General features: G+C 59.5%; 19 protein-coding genes. 5 read left to right on the plus strand and 14 right to left on the minus strand.

All coding sequences use genetic code 11. The annotated features are described in order from the left end of the window. The first annotated feature begins 136 nt into the window (after nt 1–136). The gene (locus NW804_RS01015; protein ID WP_414394184.1) at nt 137–1,351 is read left to right on the plus strand and encodes an argininosuccinate synthase; all 1,215 of its coding nucleotides are present in this window, start codon (nt 137–139) and stop codon (nt 1,349–1,351) included. A 41-nt stretch (nt 1,352–1,392) separates the two neighbouring features. Here the strand turns inward: NW804_RS01015 and murI are convergent, their stop codons facing one another. After that, a complete protein-coding gene (murI, locus tag NW804_RS01020) occupies nt 1,393–2,271 on the minus strand; it encodes a glutamate racemase (RefSeq protein ID WP_414422636.1) in 879 nt (292 codons plus the stop codon). A 70-nt stretch (nt 2,272–2,341) separates the two neighbouring features. Then, nucleotides 2,342–4,156 (minus strand): N-acetylmuramoyl-L-alanine amidase, encoded by a 1,815-nt coding sequence (locus NW804_RS01025; RefSeq protein WP_414422637.1) that lies wholly within the window; start codon nt 4,154–4,156, stop codon nt 2,342–2,344. 212 nt (nt 4,157–4,368) lie between these two features. Between NW804_RS01025 and NW804_RS01030 the strand changes: the two genes are divergently transcribed. Continuing rightward, nucleotides 4,369–5,487, plus strand: a complete 1,119-nt coding sequence (locus tag NW804_RS01030; protein WP_414422638.1) for a hypothetical protein — start codon at nt 4,369–4,371, stop codon at nt 5,485–5,487. A 490-nt stretch (nt 5,488–5,977) separates the two neighbouring features. Here the strand turns inward: NW804_RS01030 and NW804_RS01035 are convergent, their stop codons facing one another. The 7 genes from NW804_RS01035 to NW804_RS01065 form a co-directional block, all read right to left on the minus strand. Further along, nucleotides 5,978–6,262: a hypothetical protein gene (locus tag NW804_RS01035; RefSeq protein ID WP_414410297.1), complete on the minus strand. Its 285-nt coding sequence runs from the start codon at nt 6,260–6,262 to the stop codon at nt 5,978–5,980. A 44-nt stretch (nt 6,263–6,306) separates the two neighbouring features. Then, nucleotides 6,307–6,921 (minus strand): tRNA-(ms[2]io[6]A)-hydroxylase, encoded by a 615-nt coding sequence (locus NW804_RS01040; protein WP_414422639.1) that lies wholly within the window; start codon nt 6,919–6,921, stop codon nt 6,307–6,309. 107 nt (nt 6,922–7,028) lie between these two features. Beyond that, the gene (locus NW804_RS01045) at nt 7,029–8,099 is read right to left on the minus strand and encodes a 3-deoxy-7-phosphoheptulonate synthase (protein ID WP_414404844.1); all 1,071 of its coding nucleotides are present in this window, start codon (nt 8,097–8,099) and stop codon (nt 7,029–7,031) included. Nucleotides 8,100–8,682: 583 nt separating this feature from the next. Beyond that, nucleotides 8,683–9,486, minus strand: coding sequence for a DUF2993 domain-containing protein (locus NW804_RS01050; protein ID WP_414422640.1), 804 nt, complete (start codon nt 9,484–9,486; stop codon nt 8,683–8,685). Nucleotides 9,487–9,507: 21 nt separating this feature from the next. Further along, nucleotides 9,508–9,951, minus strand: a complete 444-nt coding sequence (locus NW804_RS01055; RefSeq protein ID WP_414410294.1) for a hypothetical protein — start codon at nt 9,949–9,951, stop codon at nt 9,508–9,510. 212 nt (nt 9,952–10,163) lie between these two features. Then, nucleotides 10,164–10,940 (minus strand): hypothetical protein, encoded by a 777-nt coding sequence (locus NW804_RS01060; RefSeq protein WP_414422641.1) that lies wholly within the window; start codon nt 10,938–10,940, stop codon nt 10,164–10,166. Between the two features lie 51 nt (nt 10,941–10,991). Further along, complete coding sequence (locus tag NW804_RS01065; RefSeq protein ID WP_414410292.1) at nt 10,992–12,233, minus strand: aminotransferase class I/II-fold pyridoxal phosphate-dependent enzyme; 1,242 nt, start codon at nt 12,231–12,233, stop codon at nt 10,992–10,994. Nucleotides 12,234–12,809: 576 nt separating this feature from the next. On the opposite strand from NW804_RS01065, the gene hpf reads away from it, so the two are divergent. Then, nucleotides 12,810–13,391 (plus strand): ribosome hibernation-promoting factor, HPF/YfiA family, encoded by a 582-nt coding sequence (hpf, locus tag NW804_RS01070; RefSeq protein ID WP_414410291.1) that lies wholly within the window; start codon nt 12,810–12,812, stop codon nt 13,389–13,391. A 123-nt stretch (nt 13,392–13,514) separates the two neighbouring features. Here hpf and NW804_RS01075 read toward each other — a convergent pair whose 3' ends face one another. Continuing rightward, on the minus strand, nt 13,515–14,237 hold the full coding sequence (locus NW804_RS01075) for a hypothetical protein (RefSeq protein WP_414422674.1): 723 nt from the start codon (nt 14,235–14,237) through the stop codon (nt 13,515–13,517). A 700-nt stretch (nt 14,238–14,937) separates the two neighbouring features. On the opposite strand from NW804_RS01075, the gene NW804_RS01080 reads away from it, so the two are divergent. Further along, nucleotides 14,938–16,446, plus strand: coding sequence for a UbiD family decarboxylase (locus tag NW804_RS01080; protein WP_414422642.1), 1,509 nt, complete (start codon nt 14,938–14,940; stop codon nt 16,444–16,446). A 90-nt stretch (nt 16,447–16,536) separates the two neighbouring features. On the opposite strand, the gene NW804_RS01085 is transcribed toward NW804_RS01080, so the two are convergent. Then, on the minus strand, nt 16,537–16,779 hold the full coding sequence (locus tag NW804_RS01085) for a hypothetical protein (RefSeq protein WP_414394164.1): 243 nt from the start codon (nt 16,777–16,779) through the stop codon (nt 16,537–16,539). A gap of 161 nt (nt 16,780–16,940) precedes the next feature. Here NW804_RS01085 and pyk point away from each other — a divergent pair, with 161 nt between their 5' ends. Further along, a complete protein-coding gene (pyk, locus tag NW804_RS01090; protein WP_414422643.1) occupies nt 16,941–18,782 on the plus strand; it encodes a pyruvate kinase in 1,842 nt (613 codons plus the stop codon). Here the strand turns inward: pyk and NW804_RS01095 are convergent. From NW804_RS01095 to NW804_RS01105, 3 genes are all read right to left on the minus strand, one after another. Next, nucleotides 18,779–18,985 carry a hypothetical protein gene (locus NW804_RS01095; protein ID WP_414410286.1) on the minus strand — a complete coding sequence of 69 codons (207 nt, stop codon included), beginning with the start codon at nt 18,983–18,985 and terminating at the stop codon, nt 18,779–18,781. The two genes, pyk and NW804_RS01095, sit on opposite strands and share 4 nt — an antisense overlap. 135 nt (nt 18,986–19,120) lie before the next feature. After that, nucleotides 19,121–20,506, minus strand: a complete 1,386-nt coding sequence (locus NW804_RS01100; RefSeq protein WP_414422644.1) for a 1-acyl-sn-glycerol-3-phosphate acyltransferase — start codon at nt 20,504–20,506, stop codon at nt 19,121–19,123. Nucleotides 20,507–20,637: 131 nt separating this feature from the next. Next, entirely contained in the window at nt 20,638–21,084 is a 447-nt protein-coding gene (locus NW804_RS01105; RefSeq protein ID WP_414410284.1) for an AbrB family transcriptional regulator, read from the minus strand. Between the last annotated feature and the right edge of the window lie 225 nt (nt 21,085–21,309).

The raw sequence follows: 21,309 nt of genomic DNA on the forward strand, positions 1-21,309 counted from the left end.
TGCGCCAACACCTGCTTAGACAGCGATCCCAAGCCTATGAGGAGAATACTCGACAAGCTGCCCCCAGGGGTCAGACTGGGCAAGCTACAGGGCATAATGGGCTAGCAACTTGTCTCCAACAGGGATCCACAGCACCATGGGACGGGCAAAGAAGGTGGTTTTGGCCTACTCCGGCGGCGTTGACACCTCCGTCTGTATCCCCTACCTCAAACACGAGTGGGGGGTGGAATCGGTGGTTACCCTGGCGGTGGATCTGGGGCAAGGAGCAGAGCTGGAGGCCATCCAGGCCAAGGCCCTTAGGGCAGGGGCAGAGCAATCGCTGGTGCGGGAGGCTGTCCAGACCCTAATTACCGACTATGCCTTCCCCGCCCTCCAGGCCAACGCCCTCTACGAACAGCGCTACCCTCTCTCCACTGCCCTAGCCCGACCCCTGATTGCCAAGCTCCTGGTGGAGGTGGCAGAGGAAGTGGGTGCCGACGCGGTGGCCCACGGCTGCACCGGCAAAGGCAACGACCAAGTGCGCTTCGACCTGGCCATTGCCGCCCTAAACCCTAGGCTAAAGGTGCTGGCCCCAGCGCGCGAGTGGGGCATGACCCGCGAGGAGACCATTGCCTATGGGGAGCGCTACGGGATCCCCATGCCGGTGCAGAAGTCCAGCCCCTACAGCATCGACCTCAACATTCTAGGCCGCAGCGTCGAAGCCGGGATCCTGGAGGACGCCGACCAAGAGCCGCCGGAGGAAGTGTATGCCCTCACCCGGCCTCTTTCTCAAACCCCCGACGAACCCGCCTATGTGGAGATTGCCTTTGAAGAGGGGATCCCAGTGGAGCTGGACGGGCAGCGCCTTGGCCCCCGAGTCCTCTTTGAGCGGCTCAATGCCTTGGCCGGCAGCCACGGCGTGGGCCGCATCGACATGATTGAGGATCGGCTGGTGGGGATTAAGTCGCGCGAGATCTACGAGTGCCCCGCTCTAACTGTGCTCATTCAAGCCCACCGCGAGCTGGAAAGCCTCACCCTTCCCCGCGAGGTCCTCCACTACAAGTACGGCATCGAGACCACCTACAGCCAGTTGATCTACAACGGCCTTTGGTATTCGCCGCTGCGGGAGGCTCTTGACGCCTTTGTCCGCACCACCCAGAAAAGCGTCACCGGCGTCGTGCGGATGCGTCTGCACAAGGGCCAAGCGGTCTGCGTGGGCCGCCGTTCCCCTTACTCCCTCTACAACCCAGAGCTGGCCACCTACGGGGAAGGGGATCAATTCGACCATCGCGCTGCCGAAGGCTTTATCTACATTTGGGGCTTGCCTACCCGTGTTTGGGCTGAGGTTCACCGCTGGCGCGAAGGGAGATAGGCCTATTCCGCCGGCGTTCTCGAGCAGATGGCTGTTCTTGTCTAGGTTCGGCGGAAGTTGTTGACGTCTAGGGCTGGCAACTCTACCTGTTCCACCTGAGGTCGAAAGCCCAGCCAAGGGGTGGCCAACTGGGCAAAGCGCTCTGGATCCCCGCTGACATAGAAGCGGTGCGGTTCGTCGCGGAGGGCTGTTGGGGGCCGGCGGAGACCCCAGAGGCCGAGTTCACGGGCTAGCGAGCGCACCAGGGCCACGCTGGGATCCACCCGCTTGACCGAAGGGGGCAGCAGAGACTTCAGCAGGGGATCAAGGAGAGGATAGTGGGTGCAGCCGTAGACAAGGGTGTCGATCCCCTGCCGTAGAAGCGGCTGTAAGTAGCGTTTGGCGGCCTGCTGCAGCTCGAGGCTGTTCAACTGACCGGCTTCGATGAGGGGAACAAACGCCGGGCAGGCCTGCTCCCAGCAGTGGACAGGCTGGGGAAAGCGCTTGGGATCCAGGGCGCTGTACTCACGGATGGCCTTGGAGTAGGCGCGGCTTTTAACCGTAGCCGCCGTGGCAATGACCCCAATGCGGGATCCTTGGGCCAAGGCCGCCTGGGCGCCGGGCAGGATGAGGCCAAGGATGGGTAGGGCAAACTCCTGCTGCACTTGCTCTAGGGCCAGCGCCGAGCTGGTGTTGCAGGCCATCACCACGACTTTCACCGGCTGCGCCTGCATCCAGCGCAGGATCTGGCGCACGAAGGTCAAGATCTCCTCAGGCGAGCGATCCCCATAGGGCAGCCGCGCCGTATCGGCAAAATAGACAAGGCGCTCTTGGGGCAATTGCCGCCGCAGGGCCCGCCAAACGGTGAGCCCCCCCAGGCCACTGTCAAACACCCCAATTGGCCAACTGGGATCTGGCTCTCTTGTCCACCCCCAACGCATGCTCCTTCCTCCCTCACTACCTTGGCCTAAGCTGCTGTATCCTACCCTGCCTTGAGACGGGTGGCACGCTCTAGCGGTTGCGCAAGAAGGTCTCGATGCCCTCGGCAATGGCCCGCGCCAAAATGGCCTGGTATTCGGGGGTGGCCAACTTTCGCCCTTCCGTGGGGCTGGTAACATACCCCAGCTCCAGCAGCACCGAGGGCATGCCCACGGGCGTTTCCCGCACCATGAAAAAGCGGGCCCGTCGCACCCCCCGATCCGCAGCGCCAGTAGCTCGCACCAGGCTGCGGTGCAAGATTGCTGCTAGCTCGGCGCTATCCGGCCGTAGGTAGTAGGTCTCGATGCCGTGGACGCTGGAGCGATCCAGAGCGTTGGCGTGGATGCTCACCAACAGCGTGGCGTTGGCCTGCACGGCTATATCCACCCGCGGCCGCAGCAACACCTCACGGTCGTCGGTGCGGGTCATCACCACCTCATAGCCCCGCTCCTGCAGCAGGTGTCGGACCTGGTGGGCAACAAGGAGCACAATGTCCTTCTCCAAGATCCCATCTACCCCAACAGCACCGGGATCCCGTCCCCCGTGGCCTGGATCAAGGGCAATAACCGGCCGGCTTTGGCGAGGACGGGAAGCCTGGGCAGGCGGCTGCGGCTGGGATGTGGGAAAAGGAGCGCCTAGAGGACGCAACTCCAAAGTGATGCGGCGGGATCCCTGGCCGGGATTGGGCTCAAAGACATTGAAGTCCTCGGCGGGCTGCACCAGAATGCTGACCGTGCGGGCATCTTCCTGCACAAGGCGGATCCGCTGCACCGGTCCCCCGACCGGCAAGCCGGGATCCGGCAAGGACTCGGGCAGGCGCGCCGGTGCCACGTTGATGCGGTAGCTGCCGCTTTCGGGATCCCAGCCAGCCCGGTAGAACATAAACCCATCGGCGCTGATGATGAGCTGATTTCCCCGCAGTTCCACAGAGCGCAAGGTGGCTAGCGGCCCTTGGGCCTCGGTTAGGCTGATATCAGGCAAAAGGCTGGCCTGGGCAGCACCCCCAGCAGGCTGGATCCAGATTCCTCCCTGCTGTGGGTCGTAGCGGGCCTCCCAATCCCCACTGGAAGGATCCACATCCAACACCACGCGGGCAATCGTAGGCTCGAATTGCCCAACACGCAGCCGCAAAACCCCCAAGCGGTTGACAGGATAGACCCGCTGGGTGAGGGCAGGACTAAGGGTGGTGTTGAGAAAATCCACAACCACCCGATTTGGATCGAAGAGGCGCCGCACCGTGGTGGAAGGGTTGCCCTGGGTGCGAATGAAAAAGCCCTCCGCCTGGGGAGAGATGGCCAAGATCTGATGGCTGGAACGGGAGCTTGCAGGAGGAGGGAGTGGGCTGGCTTCAGGGCGGGGGGGCGGCCCTGAGGATGGGGGCAGGGACGAGGCGGTGGGCTCTTGGGAAGCAGGGGAAGGAGGAAATAGCGAGGCAGCGGGCGAGGGTTGCTCAGGTTGGAGGAACTGAACAGCCCAGCGGGAAGGGCCGGCGGTAAGGAGTTGCAGTTGGTCAAGGCTAAGGGGCTGGTCTGGCTGCAGGTGGAGGACAAAGCGAGTGATGGTCGGGGTGAGCTGTTTGATCTCCAGCGAGGTAACTCGCCCTGGAAAGGCCTGGCTTTGGGGCTCGCGTCCAAAAAGGGTGTTGGGAAAATCCAAAACCACCCTAGGAGGGTTTTGCAGCACAAACAGAAAAGGCCGCACCTCTCCTTGGGTGTTGACCTCCAGCCATCCCCGCTGCGGGTCGTAGTGCCAGCGGTCAATGCGAGACAGACCGGTAACGGTAGTCAGTTGGGCTTGAACGGGCAAGGGGGAAAATAGACCCGCTCCGGCTAGGCCCCACAGCAGCATTGCTCCCCAAAGGGAGCTCTGCCTAGACGGCCTGGGATTTATCCCCTGCTTGTCCAAGTCAGGCATATCCTCCACCCACTCTGCCTACCTGCTGCCCTCAACTATACCAACCTCCCCCCAAGGCGACCTGAAGGGAGCGCCCTCTTGCTGCTGCCGGCGGAGCTAGCTGAGGATAGTGGGGATCCTTCCCCTGAGATTTCGCCAAGTAATGAATGACAGGCCCACCTGATCCCCTCTCTCTGGCCCGCGCCGGTAATAGTCAAGCGATTGTGCAGGTTGTCCGCTTGGAGCTGCTGCGGCAAAAGTGGCCTGCACAAGTTCGCTTTGCTGATAACACCCTGCACATCTACCTGCTGGGATCCCTTCCCGGACAACCCTCCTCTCAAGTGGTGACCGCCCGGCTTTTTCTAATGTTGAAGCAGCTGCGGATCCCACGGCTGGAACAAGTGGAAATTTGTGCTTTCCTCGGCTCCCAGTTGCTCTGGCGGCGCAGACTAAGAATAGGCTCCCAGCAGCGCTGGGATCGGTTTTCCTTCGAGAATTTGCTGGTGAATATCTGGGCTTACCCCGTTGCATTTGTGGTGGCCCTGATGGTAAACAACATCGACTTATTGCAGTTGTTGCATTTGCCTTTGCACATCTGGATTCATGAGTTTGGCCATGCCACAATTGCCTGGTGGAGTGGCCATCGAGCTTTGCCCCTGCCTTTCGGCTGGACCAGCATTAGCTCAGAAGAAGAACCATTTGTTTACCTTGGGATCCTCTTTTTGCTAGTTCTGCTGTTTTGGTCAGCCCAAAGAGAACGGATTCGATGGCTACAGGTGCTAACTATTCTTCTTGCCGTATTGCAGTTCTATATGACCTGGCTGATGCCCGATCGCACTAAGGAAATGCTGTTTGTCTTTGGCGGTGTTGGCGGCGAGTTTTATCTGAGTACCTTCTTAATGGCCAGCTTTTACTTTCGCTTTCCGGATCGCTGGCGATGGGACTTTTGGCGCTTTGTGTTTCTTGGAGTTGCAGCCAGCAGCCTCTGCAAAAGCTTTTGGCAGTGGCATCTTATTCAGCAAGGGTTAGCCCCAATTCCTTGGGGAACCCTACTAGGCGGCCAAGGAGATGCCGTCGGGGATATGAACCGCCTGGTTTATGAGTTTGGTTGGAGCGAAAGCCAGATTGTCCAAACCTACAAAAGCCTAGGAAACTGGTGTGTCTTGTTCATATTGGGCTTGTATGTCTTTTTTCTGCTGCGCATGAACAATGAGACGTGGTTGTCTCTACAAGCAAGATTTATCCTCTGGGTCGATGCTCTTTTTGAACCGAGTAAGCATCGCTAAAAAAAGCCATATCTTTTCACCTTTTTTGGGAAAAAGACTGAGTCGAGGCGCAGCAGCGAAGGCTCTAGATCTTGCTCAAAGCGACTGTAGACCAATAGACTTGTCGAGGGCACTAGAAAAGAGCCAGAAACCCTCGGTTCATGGGAGATCTCTCTCAGAACGCCTGCCCAGCACTGTCAATGTTCTGGAGCTGCATGCAGGCGCTTGGGATTAAACCCTGTTGCTGTGATAGATGGTGGCAACTTGTAGGGCTGTAGTACAAATATTGGGGATCCTAAAATGCCCTGAAAATCGTTGTGAATTATGTGGGTCTCATTTGCACAGCGGCTCCCTGGAGGGACAACAGCAAGAGGTGGGTGTATTTAAACAGCATGACTCAGGCAGGAGCCGACCTGGCTTTCCACCCCCCTCCCTGCAGAAAGGGGTGCTGGCTAGTTGAGATCCTCGTCTTATCTTACTGCTGGCAGGATCCTGAGGGTGGAGGTTGCATTCATTCTAGTTTAGGCAGCCTCTGGAGTACCAACTTCCAACTGTTGCCGATTCCCCTCACCCAGGCTAAACTGGCTGCCACCCAGAGGGCGGGATCTTGGATCAACTGGCGCGTCGGCTTGCTCACCTCAAACCAAGGGTGACTCACCCGCAAATACCCCAGCAGTGATCGGCTCTGTAAACTGACGCAGCCAATGCCGCCGGGCACCGTGGGCCAGATAAGCCACTCCAGGTCGATGTGGTCGTCCTCTAGGGTGCTGGGATCACTCTGGAAGCTGGCTTCCAAACTGGGGAACTGGCCAGCTGCTGCCGTGTTGCTTGGAACTGGATCTAGCTGTGGACACGAGGCTCGGGGTGGAGGGTAGAGAGGATCTCGGCTTCTACTTGCAGCAGGGTGTCCAGACGCTCCTGCACCTGGTCGGCAGGGAACTGCGCCAGGGCCAGATCCAGATACAACTGCCAGTGCCGTTCTTCAGCCGCTGCCAGCCAGAGGTAAAACTGCCGCAACTCGGGATCGGGGAGGTGAATTCCCAGCAGGCCCAGGCGTTCGTGGCTGCGAGCTTCGATAATGGCGGCCACTAGCAGTGCATCCAGAAGATGCTCTGGCTCATGGCGGCGCAGGTGCTGGTTGAGGCGGCTGGCGTAGGGAGCCGCTGGCAAAGGCCTAAGCAGGATCCCCAGCCGCTGCAGATGGCGATGGACTCGCTCAAAATGCTGCAGCTCCTCCCGCGCCAGCGGCGACAGAGCTTCCACCAGCTGCCCGTTGGCTGGGTAGCGGAAGAGGAGACTGAGGGCGTTACCCGCCGCTTTTTTCTCGCAGTTGGCGTGGTCTAACAAGACGAGGTCGAAGTGACGAATGGCCTGATCGATCCAGGCCGCAGAGGTAGGGGAAGCCAGTTGGAGGGTAACCACAGGTTCGAGAAAAGCGCAAAAAAGTTTTGTCAAGAACAGTTTCTCTGCCCCTTCTCCGCCAGGGGCTTGGGAAGAGGGACAATTGGATCTTAGCGTTGCCCCTCTCCCTGCTTAGACAGCCCTGGACAAGGCTGGGGCATTTAGTGGCTTAGGGCCAAGGTCTTTCCTGCCACAGTTGCCGCCATTTCCTCCAGGAGCTCCTCCGTCTCCTCCCAGCCGATGCAGCCGTCAGTGATGGAGACGCCGTACTGGAGCGGTACCCCCTTCTGCCAAGTTTGCTTGCCCGGCTTGAGGTTGCTCTCGAGCATGAGTCCCATCAAAGCCCGCTGCCCTTCCTGGTATTGCCGCAGCACTGCTCGACAGACGGATCCCTGCCGGCGGTAGTCTTTGTGGGAGTTGTCGTGAGAGCAATCCACCATCACTGAGCGCGGGATCCCTTGATCCTTCATTAGCAAAGCCGCCCGCGCCACATCTTCCGGCCCGTAGTTGGTCTTGCCGCCGCCCCCCCGCAACACGATATGCCGGTCGGGGTTGCCGGTGGTTTTTACCAAAGCCGTCATGCCGTCTTGGCCAATGCCCAGAAAACTGTGGGGGTGGCTAGCGGACACGATAGCGTTGAGGGCAATCTCCAGCCGCCCGTCAGTGCCGTTCTTGAAGCCCACGGGCATGGAGAGGCCGCTGGCCATTTCCCGGTGGGTCTGGCTTTCAATGGTTCTAGCGCCGATGGCCGCCCAGCTCACCAGATCAGCTGTGTACTGAGGAGTCACTGGATCCAGCATCTCTGTGGCGCAGGGCAAGCCCAGCTCGTTGATCTGCAGCAGGATGGAACGGGCCAGTTGCAAGCCGGTGGCGATATCGCAGGAGCCATCCAGGTGGGGATCGTTAATGAGGCCCTTCCAGCCCACCGTGGTGCGGGGCTTCTCAAAATAGGTGCGCATCACAATCACCAGGTGCTCGCGGGTTCGGTCGGCCACCCGCTTGAGGCGGTGGGCGTACTCTAGCGCCGCTTCCGGATCGTGGATGGAGCAGGGTCCAACAATTACCACCAAGCGATGGAGATCCCGTCCGTGGATGATGTCGCGGATGGCCTGCCGTGTGGAGAGCACCACCTGGGCGGCCCTTTCCGTGAGGGGCAGCTTGGCTTTGACAGCAGCAGGGGTAATCAAGGGAGTTACCTCTTGAATGTTGCAGTTGTCGGTTTGGGGGGGCATAGCACCGTCGTCCTTATTGCTGCAATGCAAGTGAGGGATTCAACCACCGAGCCATCAAAAAAGCCCTGGCTCTAGGCCCAGGGCTTCAGGACGGACTCGAGTAAACTTAGCTTCTGAGTTTACGCGCCACCCTTCCGCCCTGGTTGCCGCCAGGGAAAGGTAAAGTAGCCAAAAAAGGTAGCGCGCCAGGTCATTTCCAGAGCAAGGAACTCGAAATCTGACGGATGAGACGAGTATAGCGAAAGTATACCCGAAAAGAAACCGAATTTGCCAAGGCAGGTTTAGGTTCTAGGCTGCTCCCAGGCTTCCCCATCAGAAAACGAGGAGCCGCCTTCCGCTGCTGCAGTCTGACAAGGCCGTAGCAGCAAGAGCCCCGCAAGCCTGGCAGGAACCGAGGCCATCAGCCCATCTCGGCGGGTAGACACGCCCCAAGCCTGGGGGATAGGCATTGGTCAATGTTTTCCCTTCTGGGGGTGTTCTCACCAAGCCTGGATTGTCTAGCCTCAGTGCTCAGATGCCTCCACCGAGGACCCTTGGGCTTTTTGCCCCTACAAGAGCAAACCCCTCTGGCCAGGGATCCCCGCTAGGATCCCGTCAGCGCCTCCAAGCTCTCAACCCGCACAAACCCAATGACCTGCATTTGGTCAGCGGCTATCTTCAGCTTCAGTACCCGCACCTGGATCCCCAGCTCTTCCAGCTCTTGCAGGTCAAACACCTTGCTGAGTCCTCCCAAGAACGCCTGGGTGATCTCGTCAGGAACCCGCACCGAGCCGATGGCAAACTCTGGCTCCTGAAGCCGCAACCTGCGTCCCTCTTCCACCTGGATCCCGGCGTTGAACACTACCTCAACTGCCTGCTCCCTGCTGCCGTCTTTCTCCACCAAGAGAGCGGCAAGTTGGAGGCGGTCAGGCTCCAAAAACTTGGCGCGCGGCTGGCGCAGTTCAAAATAGCGGGGTTCGTTCCCGCCCCCCCCCAAGGGCAGATCTGCCTGGATCCGCTGAAACTGCCTGAGCACCTCAGGCGAGTTGAGAGCAGCATTGAGGTCCTCCTGACGAACCACGACCTGAAATGCTGCTTGCAGGGGCTGTCTCAGCCGCAAAGGAGCTCCTTGGAAAAAAGCAGGGTCGATAGCGACTGGGTCGGTTTCCAGCTCCAGAAGCTCCAGGCGCGGAAAGGGTGCCCGGTACAGCCCCCGCCCGGCAACTAGAAGGCGCTCCGCCTGGCCATTGAGTAGGCGGTAGTTAGGCTGGCTCTGGATGCGTACCTCCAAAACCTCTGCTTTATCCAGCTGGGTTAGGAGCATTTGGCGCGCTGCCTGCTCTGCCCAACAGCCTGCCCCTGCCCCCAAGGCGGCCAGCAAGGCCACTAAGGTTGCCAGGATCTCCATCCTTGCCGCCGCAATCTGGCCTCACACAGGCTCGCCCGCGGATCCTTTGTGAGGGCTAGCTTCAATGGGTCGGTTGCCAAGAAAAGTTTTGGCAACCTTCAGACCACCTGCCATCACTGGGCGGTTGAGGGCGGGGTCATGGACGAATTTGAGGCCAGAGGCAACTATTGGGCGCCCTTCGCCCCAGGTATCGACCACTTTTAGCGTGGCAGCCGCAACTGGACGTCCATCCGCAAAGTAATCCACCACCTTTAGGGTGGAGGCCCCTACTGGTCGCTGGTCGATCTCAATCTCGCTGAACTTCACAGGGCTGGGAAACACTGGCGGGCCGATCCTCTCTCCCCCCTCCTGAGCAGCCGGTAGATCAGCACTGGCAGGCCGAGGAGCCAAATTGAGGCCGTTGCCTTGCTCCGGAGAAGTTTCTTGCTGCGGCAGCGGGCTGGGAAGACCCGTGGAAATGGCCATAGGAACCTCCTCCGTTACAGACGATTAACTTTGGAACAGGCTTTTGCCATCCTCAGCCCGGATCAAGAAAGCTGGGATCGGCGTCTCCGGATTGCTAAAGCTAAATCCTGAAGATATTCTAAACTAAGTCTAGCCTGGGATCTGCCTTTCCCTTCAGCTGCGAAACACTAGCAAGAAGAAAGGGAGCAGGAGAAGCTTAGCAGGCTGGGAGGCTAGTGCAAGGAGTACTGCAATACATAGGCCCCCTCCTGTCTTGGCTTGTAGGTGTTGGCTCGGAGGGTGTACGTGCCGCTGCGAGGCAAAAAGGCAATCAACAGGGCATCGGTGCCGCCACCCTGGTCGTCATCCCAAGCCATCACCTTCCCCTCCGGATCTAACAGTTGCAAGAAGGCATCGAAGTCAGAGCTGGTCAAGGAGGCGACCAGGATTTGGCCAGGGCGAGCAGTGATAGGGTATTCCTCCATCCAACTGCCATCTTCCGGGTGCTGAAGGGATCCTTCCTGGAGACGGCCCGAGAGCGTTTGCTGCCAATTGCCCTGGGTGAGGGTATAAGTCAGCCGGTAGGAGCCGCTGGCAGCCGGCTCAAAACTAGTGGCCCGCAGGGTGTAGGTGCCTTCCTGCGGCAGCCGCACTGCCAAGAGGGCGTTGACATCTAGGCCCGAGTCATCATCAAAGCCGATCACCCGTCCCTGCTCGTCCACCAGCTCCAGATAGGGGTCAAACTCTTCACTCTCCAAGGCGGCAATCAGGATTTGCCCAGCCTTGGCCACAACAGGGATCCCATCCCAGTAGCTGCCATAGGCGCGACTAACCTTGTCCTCCGCTGTGAGGACTCCCCTTAGGGTCTGGCTGTCTCTTCCTAGGACAGATGCCAGCGGGGCTCTCCCTAGGTCTAATAGCTGGCAGCCACCTGTCAGGGCCACCCAACTAAAGGCTAGCCAGGCTCCCCAACGGCGGAACAGTGGAGCAATAGGAGGCAACTTCCCCATCGAGGCTCTGGATTTCAATTCTACCCCCCAGCAGGGGGACAGGAACGGCCATCACAGCTTCTCCCAAGCTTGCAAGACAGCCTCTAGGGCCAGCCGCCCGTGGCTGAGATGGGTTCCTCCTTGTAAATAGACAATGTAGGGCTCCCGCAGCGGTCCATCGGCGGAGAGCTCCGCGCTGCTGCCGGCCACAAACGTGCCCGCCGCCATCACCACTGGATCGGCGTAGCCGGGCATCACCTCTGGAATTGGGGTGAGATAGGAATCTACCGGGGAGCTGCTTTGGATGGCGCGGCAAAAGGCCTGCAGCTTCTGTGGGGATCCCAGTTGAATGGCCTGAATGATGTCAGTGCGGGGTGCTTGGGGCAGCGGAGAGACGGGATAGCCTAAGTCATGGAACACCTGGGCGGCCAGGTGAGCAATCTTGACGGCCTCGGCCACCATTTGCGGAGCTAAGAACAGCCCTTGGAACAGCAGGCGGTTGAGATCGAAAGTTGCTCCTCCTTCCGAGCCGATCCCCGGTGCCGTCAGCCGGCAGGCAGCTTTCTCCACCAGTTCGGCTCGCCCTGCCACATAGCCCCCTGCTGGAGCCAGGGTGCCACCTGGGTTTTTGATTAGGGATCCAGCAATCAAATCTGCGCCTACGTGGGTGGGCTCTTGGGTTTCCACAAACTCGCCGTAGCAATTGTCCACCAAGACCACCACTTCGGGGTTTTGCGCCTTGACCATCTGGATCATCTCGGCAATCTGGGCAATGGAGAAGCTGGGTCGCCAGGCATAGCCACAGGAGCGCTGGATGTAAACCAAGCGTGTTTGCGGCTTGAGGGCGGTTTTCAAGGCCTGCCAATCGACATCTCCTTCTCGCAGATCCAACTGGCGATAGGTAACACCGAACTCCCGCAAGGATCCCCGGCCGGACCCCCTTATCCCAATGACCTCCTCCAGAGTGTCGTAGGGGGGGCCAGTGATGGCCAACAGCTCATCCCCTGGGCGCAGCACCCCAAACAAAGCACAGGCAATGGCGTGGGTGCCGGAGACCATCTGCAGCCGCACCAGCGCCGCCTCGCAGCCCATGATCTGGGCAAACACTCGGTCCAAAACCTCCCGCCCCTGGTCGTCGTGGCCGTAGCCCGATACGCCGGCAAAGTGATGGGAGCCCACCTGCTGGTCGCGGAAGGCTTGCAATACCCGGGCTAGGTTCTGCCTGAGAACTTGGTCTACTGCCCGAAACCGCTCCCCCAGGGCCGCTTCCGCTCTGTCCAACAGCTCAGCTACTTTCAGCGGGATCCCTGCCACCTCCCCCCCTTTTCCACCCCAACTTGCTTTGAGAGCAATCTCCAGAAGCCGAAGGCCACTTTTTGGGCCTACTGACGCCAATATTGGTGTGGAATCCCGATCTTGATAGAAAGCTTAACTTCAGTCAACATCTCTTCACTTCCTTTGGTTATTAGCTTAGCTAGTTTAGACAAGGCAGCCAACGTCGCTTCTTGTATAATAGGATAAAGTAGCACGGCAGTTCCAAGCAAAAATAAGGGAGTCGCTTAGCTGGCTAGGAAAGCCAGAAGGAAGTTGTGGACTGCAATTCGGCAGGAGAGGGAAAATTCCGGTCGTTTAGTCTCCCGAATTCAGCAGGGAAGTTGGATCAATCAAAAATTAAGGCAATCTAAATTTATCCTTAATCTCCAGTTCAAAGCCAAGAGTGAGGTGTTAACCTAGACTTAACTCCAAAGGTTAGTGCCCTTGCAAAAGCCGCACTTTAGTCAACTTTCATTGCCCCCTTTGGCCAGTCGGCGGGCAGGGAGGGTGTGGAAGCTTCTTGCAAAGGTTAGGCACTCACTTGAGGCGTAGACTGACACACTCGGGAGAGTTTCCATGGCGAAGCTTGTGATCCAAGGAAAAAACATCGAAATTACCGATGCCATCCGCAGCTACGTTCAGGAAAAAATTGAGCGAGCTGTTAGCCATTTTGCTCAGATCACCAGCGAAGTGGATGTCAATCTGTCGGTAGCCCGCAACCCCCGCATCAGTGCCAACCAATCTGCCGAAGTTACCGTTTACGCCAACGGCACTGTCATTCGAGCGGAAGAAAGTACTGAAAACCTTTACGCCAGCATCGACCGAGTGGCCGACAAAATAGCCCGCAAGCTGCGCAAGTACAAAGAGCGCAATGGCGTTCACCGCATCCGCCATTCTCCCAAAACTTCAGTGGCGGTGGCCCAGCAGCCGCCCACAAATCCTGTGAATATGAATCGGCAAGCGGAGCTGCCCCCTGAGGTAGTGCGCACCAAGTATTTCGCCATGCCGCCCATGACGGTTGAGGAGGCGATGCACCAGTTGGAGCTGGTGGATCACGACTTCTACGTGTTCCGCAACATCGAAAATGGCGAGATCAACGTCCTCTATGTCCGCAAGCACGGTGGCTATGGCTTGATCCGCCCCCACCCTAGCGGCTAGCTGCAAGATGCTTGGCAGCCCTGCTACAGGTCATTTTGCCCTGGCGACTGCGTCTAGCCCTCGTCTAAGCCCTCAGCCGCCAAGAGACTTCCCAACAGGCAACAGCTGGTGCAGGAACTGATCCTAGTGTTGGCGCAAGCTGCCCAGGTCAGGCCCATGGTTGAGCAAGACGAAGTAGGTGCCATTCGGCAACTGTCCCAACATCATCAGGCGATTGGGGGCAGATCCCACCTGGGCGACCGTGCCGGGAGGTAAGGTGCGCAGCTGCAGGGGGCTGTGGCCAAGGCCGGCTACAGGTAGGATCCGCGCTGGATTCTCGTCTGTGGCCGCCAGCAGATGCTGCCACAGATGGGCCAGGGCACGGGGGGAGAGATGCAGTTCCTGCCCCTCTAGACGAATCTCTGCTTCGCTGGGGAGGAGGGCGGGATCTAACTGGGCAGCCGGCTCAGTTACCAAGCGCCGCCGCAGGTACTCCACCAGGGCTTTTGGGCCTCCCAGTTCCGCCAGCAGGGCTGCTGCCATGGCCCGGTCGATGTTGCTGTTGAGAATCTGCAGCAGGGATCCCAAGGGCGGCGAGGTATAGCTAACCCGGCAATGGAGCTCAGCAGGCAGTTCCTCTAGCGTTGATCCAGAGCCGCCGAGGGCTACAGGGTAGGGCTGTTGGGGATCCCGAAGGAGTTCGGTAAGCCGGCGGGCGCTAGCTAGAGCGTCGGGCTGGCCCAGCAAGCGGAAGGGGGGCACCACCTTTACCTCGCCGTCAATCTGGCGAATGCCAAGGCCGTGCAGGTGGCGCGCCAGCTCGACGACATTGGCCTCCCGAAAATAGGGATCCCCGCCCCTCACCACAACCAAGTCTCCCTTCAGGCGCTGGCCGGAGCGATAGCCGGTGGTGTAAAGCGATGCTCGTGGCCCCAGGTCTCTAGCGCCATCAGGCTGAGGGCCAACTGATCCAAGGCTCCTACCGGCAAGGGTTGATCTAGGAGGTGCTCGGCCAGCAGCTTGCCTTCGGCTGTCCAGAGCAGGATCCCTTGCTGGGAGAGGGCCCCTCCTTAGGCAGCCAACCCCTGCAAAAAGCCCGACAAGACCACAGTGTAGGGAGAACCTTTCTCCTGGAGCGGTTGCTCACGGGGCCACCAGGGCGGAAGGCCAGGCGTGCCGCTAGGAGAAGGCAGGGGTGGTGGCGGAGTAGGGATGGGAGGGAAAAGATCCTGGGTGGAAGAGGGAGCCGCAGCCCTCCAGCAGATCCCCAAAACCAAAGAGCAGGCTAGGGGGATCCCTGCCCAGAAGCAACGGGAGCGCAGCCCTGGCGGGATGGACAACATGCTGACCTCACAGGCAAGACTTGAGGCTACTCTACTGCCATGCAGAGGGTCCTGGCAAATTGCTTTGCCTTGCTGCTAGGCAGTTGGCCGTAAAGCCAGGAGAGTGGACTCCTGCCTACAAGAGAGGCCAAGATCGAGAGCACAGCAGTACTGCCCTTGGAGGAAGACATCCGGCCTGCTCTGCAGGGGCCGATTGATCCTCAGCTTCTGCAAGTGCTCCCTTCATGCCCAGAGATCTGCGCCGCTTCATTGCCCTCCTAGAATCCCGTGGCCAGCTCCGCCGCGTGACCGCCGAGGTGGATCCCGAGCTGGAAATTGCCGAAATTGCCGATCGCCTCTTGGCCTGCGGTGGCCCGGCGCTGCTGTTTGAGCGGGTCAAGGGATCCTCCATGCCCCTGCTCATCAACGCCCTGGGCACAGTGGAGCGCATCTGCTGGGCGCTGGGGATGGAGCGGCCGCAAGAGTTGGAGGAGCTGGGAAAGAAGCTGGCCTTGCTCTACCAGCCGCGCCCGCCAAAAGACTTTGCCCAGGCGGTGGAGCTGGGACAGGCGCTGTTCCGCGTCTTCAAAGCTCGACCCAGCCGGGAGCTACTTCCTCCTTGCCAGCAAGTGGTGCTGCGCGATGAGGCGGTGGATCTCACGCAACTGCCCCTGTTGCGGGTCTATCCCGGCGACGCTGGGCGGGTGCTGACCTTGGGTCTGATGGTTACCAAAGATCCGGAAAATGGCATTCCCAATGTGGGGGTGTACCGCCTGCAACTGCAAAGCCGCAATACCATGACGGTGCAGTGGCTGTCGGTGCGGGGAGCAACTCGGCATCTGCGCAAGGCGGCGGCCCTGGGCCAGAAGCTGGAAGTGGCAGTGGCCATCGGGGTAGATCCTGCCGTAATCCTGGCGGCGGCCACGCCCTTGCCGGTGGATCTCTCCGAGTGGCTGTTTGCCGGTCTCTACACCGGAGAGGGATTGCCCCTAGCCCGCTGCAAAACGGTGGATCTGGAAGTGCCGGCCCACGCCGAGATTGTCTTGGAAGGCACCATAACCCCAGGGGAGGTGGCCCCCGACGGTCCCGCTGGGGATCACATTGGCTACTACGGCCCTCGCAACGAGCAGGCTCCTTTAATTCGCTTCCACTGCCTCACCCACCGTCGCGATCCCATTTACCTCACTACCTTTAGCGGCAAGCCCCCCAAGGAAAACGACGTGATGGCCCTGGCCCTAAACCGCATCTACACCCCCATCCTTAGGCAGCAGGTGCCGGAGATCGTGGACTTCTTTTTGCCGATGGAGGGCCTGGGCTACAAGGTGGCCATTTTGTCCATTGACAAGGCCTACCCCGGCCAAGCGCGGCGGGCGGCCCTAGCTTTTTGGAGCGCCTTGCCTCAATTTAGCTACACCAAGTTTGTGATCGTGGTGGATAAGGACATCAACGTGCGGGATCCGCGGCAGGTGCTCTGGTGTCTGTGCTCGCGGGTGGATCCGCAGCGGGATGTGTTCATCTTGCCGGACAATCCCTTCGACGCCTTGGACTTTGCCACCGAAAAGCGGGGCCTTGGGGGCAAAATGGGGATCGACGCCACTACCAAGATCCCGCCGGAAACGGACACCCCCTGGCGGCAGCCGCTGGCTCCGGATCCGGAAGTGGCCCGCCTGGTGGATCGCCGCTGGGCGGAATACGGCCTGGCCGATCTCAACTTGCAGCCGGCGGATCCGCGCCTATTTGGCTACGAGTTCTAGAGGTGGCTAAGAGGCTGGCGGGTGCAACCAGCGCTGTTCTGGGTTGCTTACCCTTGCCTTCAGTGGGCTGTGGCGAGGGTGGGCCTAAGCCTACTGGGCACCAAGGGCGGCTAACAGCTCGTCTGCCAGCATCACCGCCGTATAGACTAGGGCCTGGCGCTGCTCAGGAGACAAGTTGCCAACAGGGGTCTGGGAGTTGCTCAGGATACCTTGCAATAGCCTGCTAGCCACGTATTCCCGTTTGGAGACGCCAGGGCTAGAGATGGTGGGGTTATCCAGGGAAAACTTTTGGTGGTGCTCAAAGGGAAAGGCGTATTCAGAAGCTATCGGCATGGCTTCACTCCCAACCCAAACTTGAAGCTGCGCTCAGCCCATTTTCCTGGACTGGGAATCTTAGAAAGCAAGGTCTCAAAAAAGACACTACGGGCTATCGTATCAAGGAGATCCCTGCGTGGGGGAACAATCTTGATCTGCTCTCCCTGGGAAAGATTGCCATGCACTTAAGCGAGTCTTTTCGACGCACCAAGATTGTGGCTACCCTTGGCCCCGCCAGCTCTGATCCAGCCATTCTCAGGGAAATGATCCTGCAAGGGGCAACTACCCTTCGCCTGAACTTTTCCCATGGAGATCACGATCTCCACCGCCGCAACATCCGCCTCATCCGCCAAACGGCGATGGATCTGGGGATCCAGGTTGCCATTTTGCAAGACCTGCAGGGGCCAAAAATCCGCTTGGGCAAGTTTGCCGAAGGCCCGATTACCCTCAAGAGCGGGGATCCGTTTGTCCTCACCAGCAAACCCATTTTGGGAACGCAGGAGCGCAGTTGGGTTACCTACGACAGGCTGGCCCAAGAGGTGCCGGAAGGAGCAACCATCCTTCTGGATGACGGTCGAGTGGAGATGCGCGTGGAGGCGGTGGATCCGGCAGCGGGCGAGCTCTTCTGCCGCACCATTGTCGGCGGCACCCTCTCCGACAACAAGGGAGTGAACTTCCCCGGCGTGCGCCTCAGCATCCGCGCCGTTACCGAAAAAGACAAAGAAGACCTCTACTTCGGCCTCAACCAAGGGGTCGACTGGGTGGCCCTCAGCTTTGTCCGCGATCCCTCGGATGTTCTGGAGCTGCGGGAACTGATGGCTGCCGCTGGCAAGCGAGTTCCCATCATCGTCAAGATTGAAAAACACGAGGCTATCCAGCAACTGCCCCAGATCCTGGCTCTTAGCGACGGGGTGATGGTGGCGCGGGGAGATCTGGGCGTGGAGCTGCCGGCAGAAGAGGTGCCGATCTTGCAGAAGCGGATCATCGCCATGGCCAACTGCCTGGGGATCCCGGTCATCACCGCTACCCAGATGCTGGACAGCATGGCCCATAGCCCTCGCCCCACCCGCGCTGAGATCTCGGATGTAGCCAATGCCATTTTGGACGGCACCGATGCCGTTATGCTCTCCAATGAGACGGCGGTGGGCAAGTATCCTGTCGAGGCGGTGGCCACCATGGCCCGCATTGCCCTGCGCATCGAACAGGACTACTTTAATCCCCTCTACGCGGATCGCCGCCACCACCTGCGCGCTCTTGCCCGGCAAGAGTTGAGCCAGACTAGGGGTAGCTGTGCCGAGGATAATTCGCTGCGTCCCAAAGCCCTGATAGCCGATTCCATTAGCCGCGCCGTGGGGGAAATTGCCGAGGAGCTGGACGCGGTAGCCGTGATGACCCTAACCAAAACCGGAGCCACAGCCCGCAATGTCTCGCGGTTTCGCCCGCGCACTCCCATCCTGGCCGTAACACCCCATGTGGAGGTGGCGCGGCAGCTGCAGTTGGTGTGGGGGGTACGCCCGCTGTTGGTTCTGGATTTGCCTACCAGCCGCCAGACCCTTCAAGCCGCCATTAACGTAGCCCAGGAAGAAGGCCTGCTCAAGGACGGGGATTTGGTGGTGCTCACTGCCGGCACCCTGCCGGGCATTTCCGGCTCCACTGACCTTATCAAGGTAGAAGTGGTGAAGGCGGTGGTGGCTAGAGGCAGAGGGTTTGGCAAAGGCACCGTCAGCGGCCCTGCCCGTATCCTCCGATCTGGCCTTGAGGCCAGCAAGATTACCCCTGGCGATATCCTGGTTGCCCGCGCCACTGATGCTAGCTATGTAGAGGCGATCAAGCAGGCGGCTGGAGTCATTACTGAAGAGGACGGCGTCTCCTCCCACGCAGCCGTAATTGCTCTGCGACTGGGAGTGCCGGTGGTGGTGGGGGTTAAAGATGCCACGCGCCTCATCCGCGACGGAGCTATTGTTACTTTGGACGCGGAGAGAGGCCTGGTTACTGCCGGCAGCGAGGGTTTAGGCTTCTAGCGCCGTCGTCGGGAGCAGCAGCGTAACAGCCACCTGGCGGCGGCCCGATCGCCTTCATCCCAAGCTAACCGCTCCACGGCCACCATCACCATCGAGGTAATTGCTGCCTCACTGAGACGCCATTGGGAACGCAGCTGCTGGACAGCCAGTGTAGCGGCCTCGAGGTCGCGTTTGCGAATGGCGCGGAGCAGCTCTTCAGACATCGACGAAGGCCAACCCCTCTGATCCTTTTTGCTATCTTTCTACCGCAAGAGCCAGAAGCTTCCCTTCTCCTAATGCAAAGATTTGTCTTGTTTGTCCAGAATGCCTTAAAAAAACTTCTTGGACGCTCGCTTGGGTTAGCCCGCAGGGATGGCCACAGGAGAGGGCAGTAGCCGCTCCATTGCTGCCTGCAGATCCTGGGTCAGAGCTTGGATAGCTTGCCGGCGGTTGGCCTGGTAGGTGGGCCAGCGCTCTGAGACGGAGAGGGGATCCCCGATGCGGAAACGGGCTAGCCGCGGCCCCAGCTGAGGAGGAGCAACCAAGGGATTCTGGCCTTTGATCCAAGCCAGGAGGTTCCACAGCCGCAGGGCGGTTTCGGCCAGTTCCTCTAGGCTAGGCCGCTCAGGCAGAGGGCGGACGGCAAATACCATTAGGGTCTCCACCAAGCGCATGTGCCAAAGGTGGAAAGTGGCCTCCGAGGCAATGCGATTGGCTAGGCTTTTTTCTACTGCAGAGAGGGCAGCAACATCGGGAATATCTTCCCGGTAGATCCAAGACCAGCCTGCCTGCTCAAGGCGATGTCGCCGCTCGATGAGGTCTCCCTGAGGTTGCAAGCCAAAGCGCTGCTCAGCCACGCGCAAAGCCAGATCCAATAAGCTTTGCAGACGTGTCCGCAGATCCCCTCCTTCTCCCCGCTTGGCCCAAGTTGCCGCAGGCAAAGTGGGGGCATAGAAGCGCTCGTAGAAGTTCTCCAGGGTCTGAATGAGGTGTTCAGCCAAGCGGAGCAAGCGGGCCATGAGAGATTCTTTGCCGACATGGGCTGAGCGCCCGGTTGGCAGGTGGCAGTTGGCCTCCATGCGGCGGAGCAACCTGTCGAGGGCTGCCCGGGGATCCCTCAAGTACTGGTAGCAGAGGCCCACCGGTAGGATCAGCACTTCCTCTGGCCGCCCCGCCTTGAGCAGATCTTCCACTGCCCAAAAGCTCAACTGGGCCACTCCCGGTTCCAGGGGGTTGAGCAGCCCACTCATGCCGTTGATGGTCCCCTCGGGTGCCACGGCCAATGGATAGGGGCCCGAGACTAGCTGCTCGCGGGAACTCTTCAGCCCTGCCCGATCCAGACGGCCCCGCAGAATGGGGATCCCGCCCAGCCGGGGCAAGCCCCAACTGGCAATGGCCCCCAGCCACAGTGGCAGGCCGCGGTCGTAGACAAACAGGACGTGGGGCCGCTGCCGCAGCCGGATCCCCTGTTGCCGGGCCACCTGAGGCAAAAGGTGAGCAAACAGGTACAGCAGACAGGGAGGGTCATCGAGGGTGGGGTGGCGAAAGGCTACCAACAAGCGAATCTTGCCTGCTTCAAATTGCTGATAAAGCTGAGCCAAGCGCTCCCCTCCCTCCACCTCGACGCGCGGGATCCCTTTGGTCCAGCGCAACCAAAAAGGCAAGCCGGTTTGGACAAAACGAACCACCCAAGGCGTCAATCGTGGCGGCAGAAACTGGAGGGGAGGTTGAACCGTCTGCGGCATAGGGATCCTCAAATCTAGGGTTGGCACGCTTGGTGAACCTAGGCTTTGGATCCCCTCTTAAAGAGGGCGAAGAGGCAAAAAAGCCCTGCTGCAACAGTTGCTCAACTGGAGTCCCTCTCCTCAGAAGGCTTTCAACCTCCTGCTGCTTTTTTCCGGCGGCCCCGCGTCTTTTTGGGGGCAGCTTCTCCTGAGGCTGAGTCTTCCATGACCTGGCCGTTTAACACCTGCTTGAGGTGAATGTGCTTGTAGCCTAGGTGGATCTCAAACTCATCGCCAGGCTTGAGATTCATCTGCTTGGTGTAGGCAGACCCGATGATGATCTGCCCATTTTTGTGAACGCTGACGCGAAAGGAGGGCTCGCGACCGCGCTTTTCACGGCTACTTGGGCCGAGGCTGAGACCTTTTGCTGCCAGCACCGCATCGTAAAAAGCGTTTAAGTTGACGCGGAGCTTGTTGTTCTTGGTCACGGTTACATAGCCACAGCGCTTTGCCGTTTCCCGGCGCGAAAGGTGCCCCAAAGCCTCTATCTTCTGCAAGAGAGCCTTCCCGGTTAGAGGTTGTGGTGGTATATCCGACATTTTCTAATACCCTAAAGCCCTCTCTAGGATCATAACCTCCTGAAGTACTTCTGCAACCAAAAGCTTGCAGCTCCGCTCCAGGTCGTGTTTACTCTAGGGGAGAAAGGCTCTTCTCAATTGGGCCTTTAACGGGTGTTCTGGCTCTGGATAAAGCAGCAGAGAGAGGGGATTTGTTTTGCCCAAATGGCTTGGCAAGACAGCCGGAAGAAGAAAGCCTCAGCTAGC

It is taken from the genome of Synechococcus sp. WC10meta (assembly GCF_047461475.1).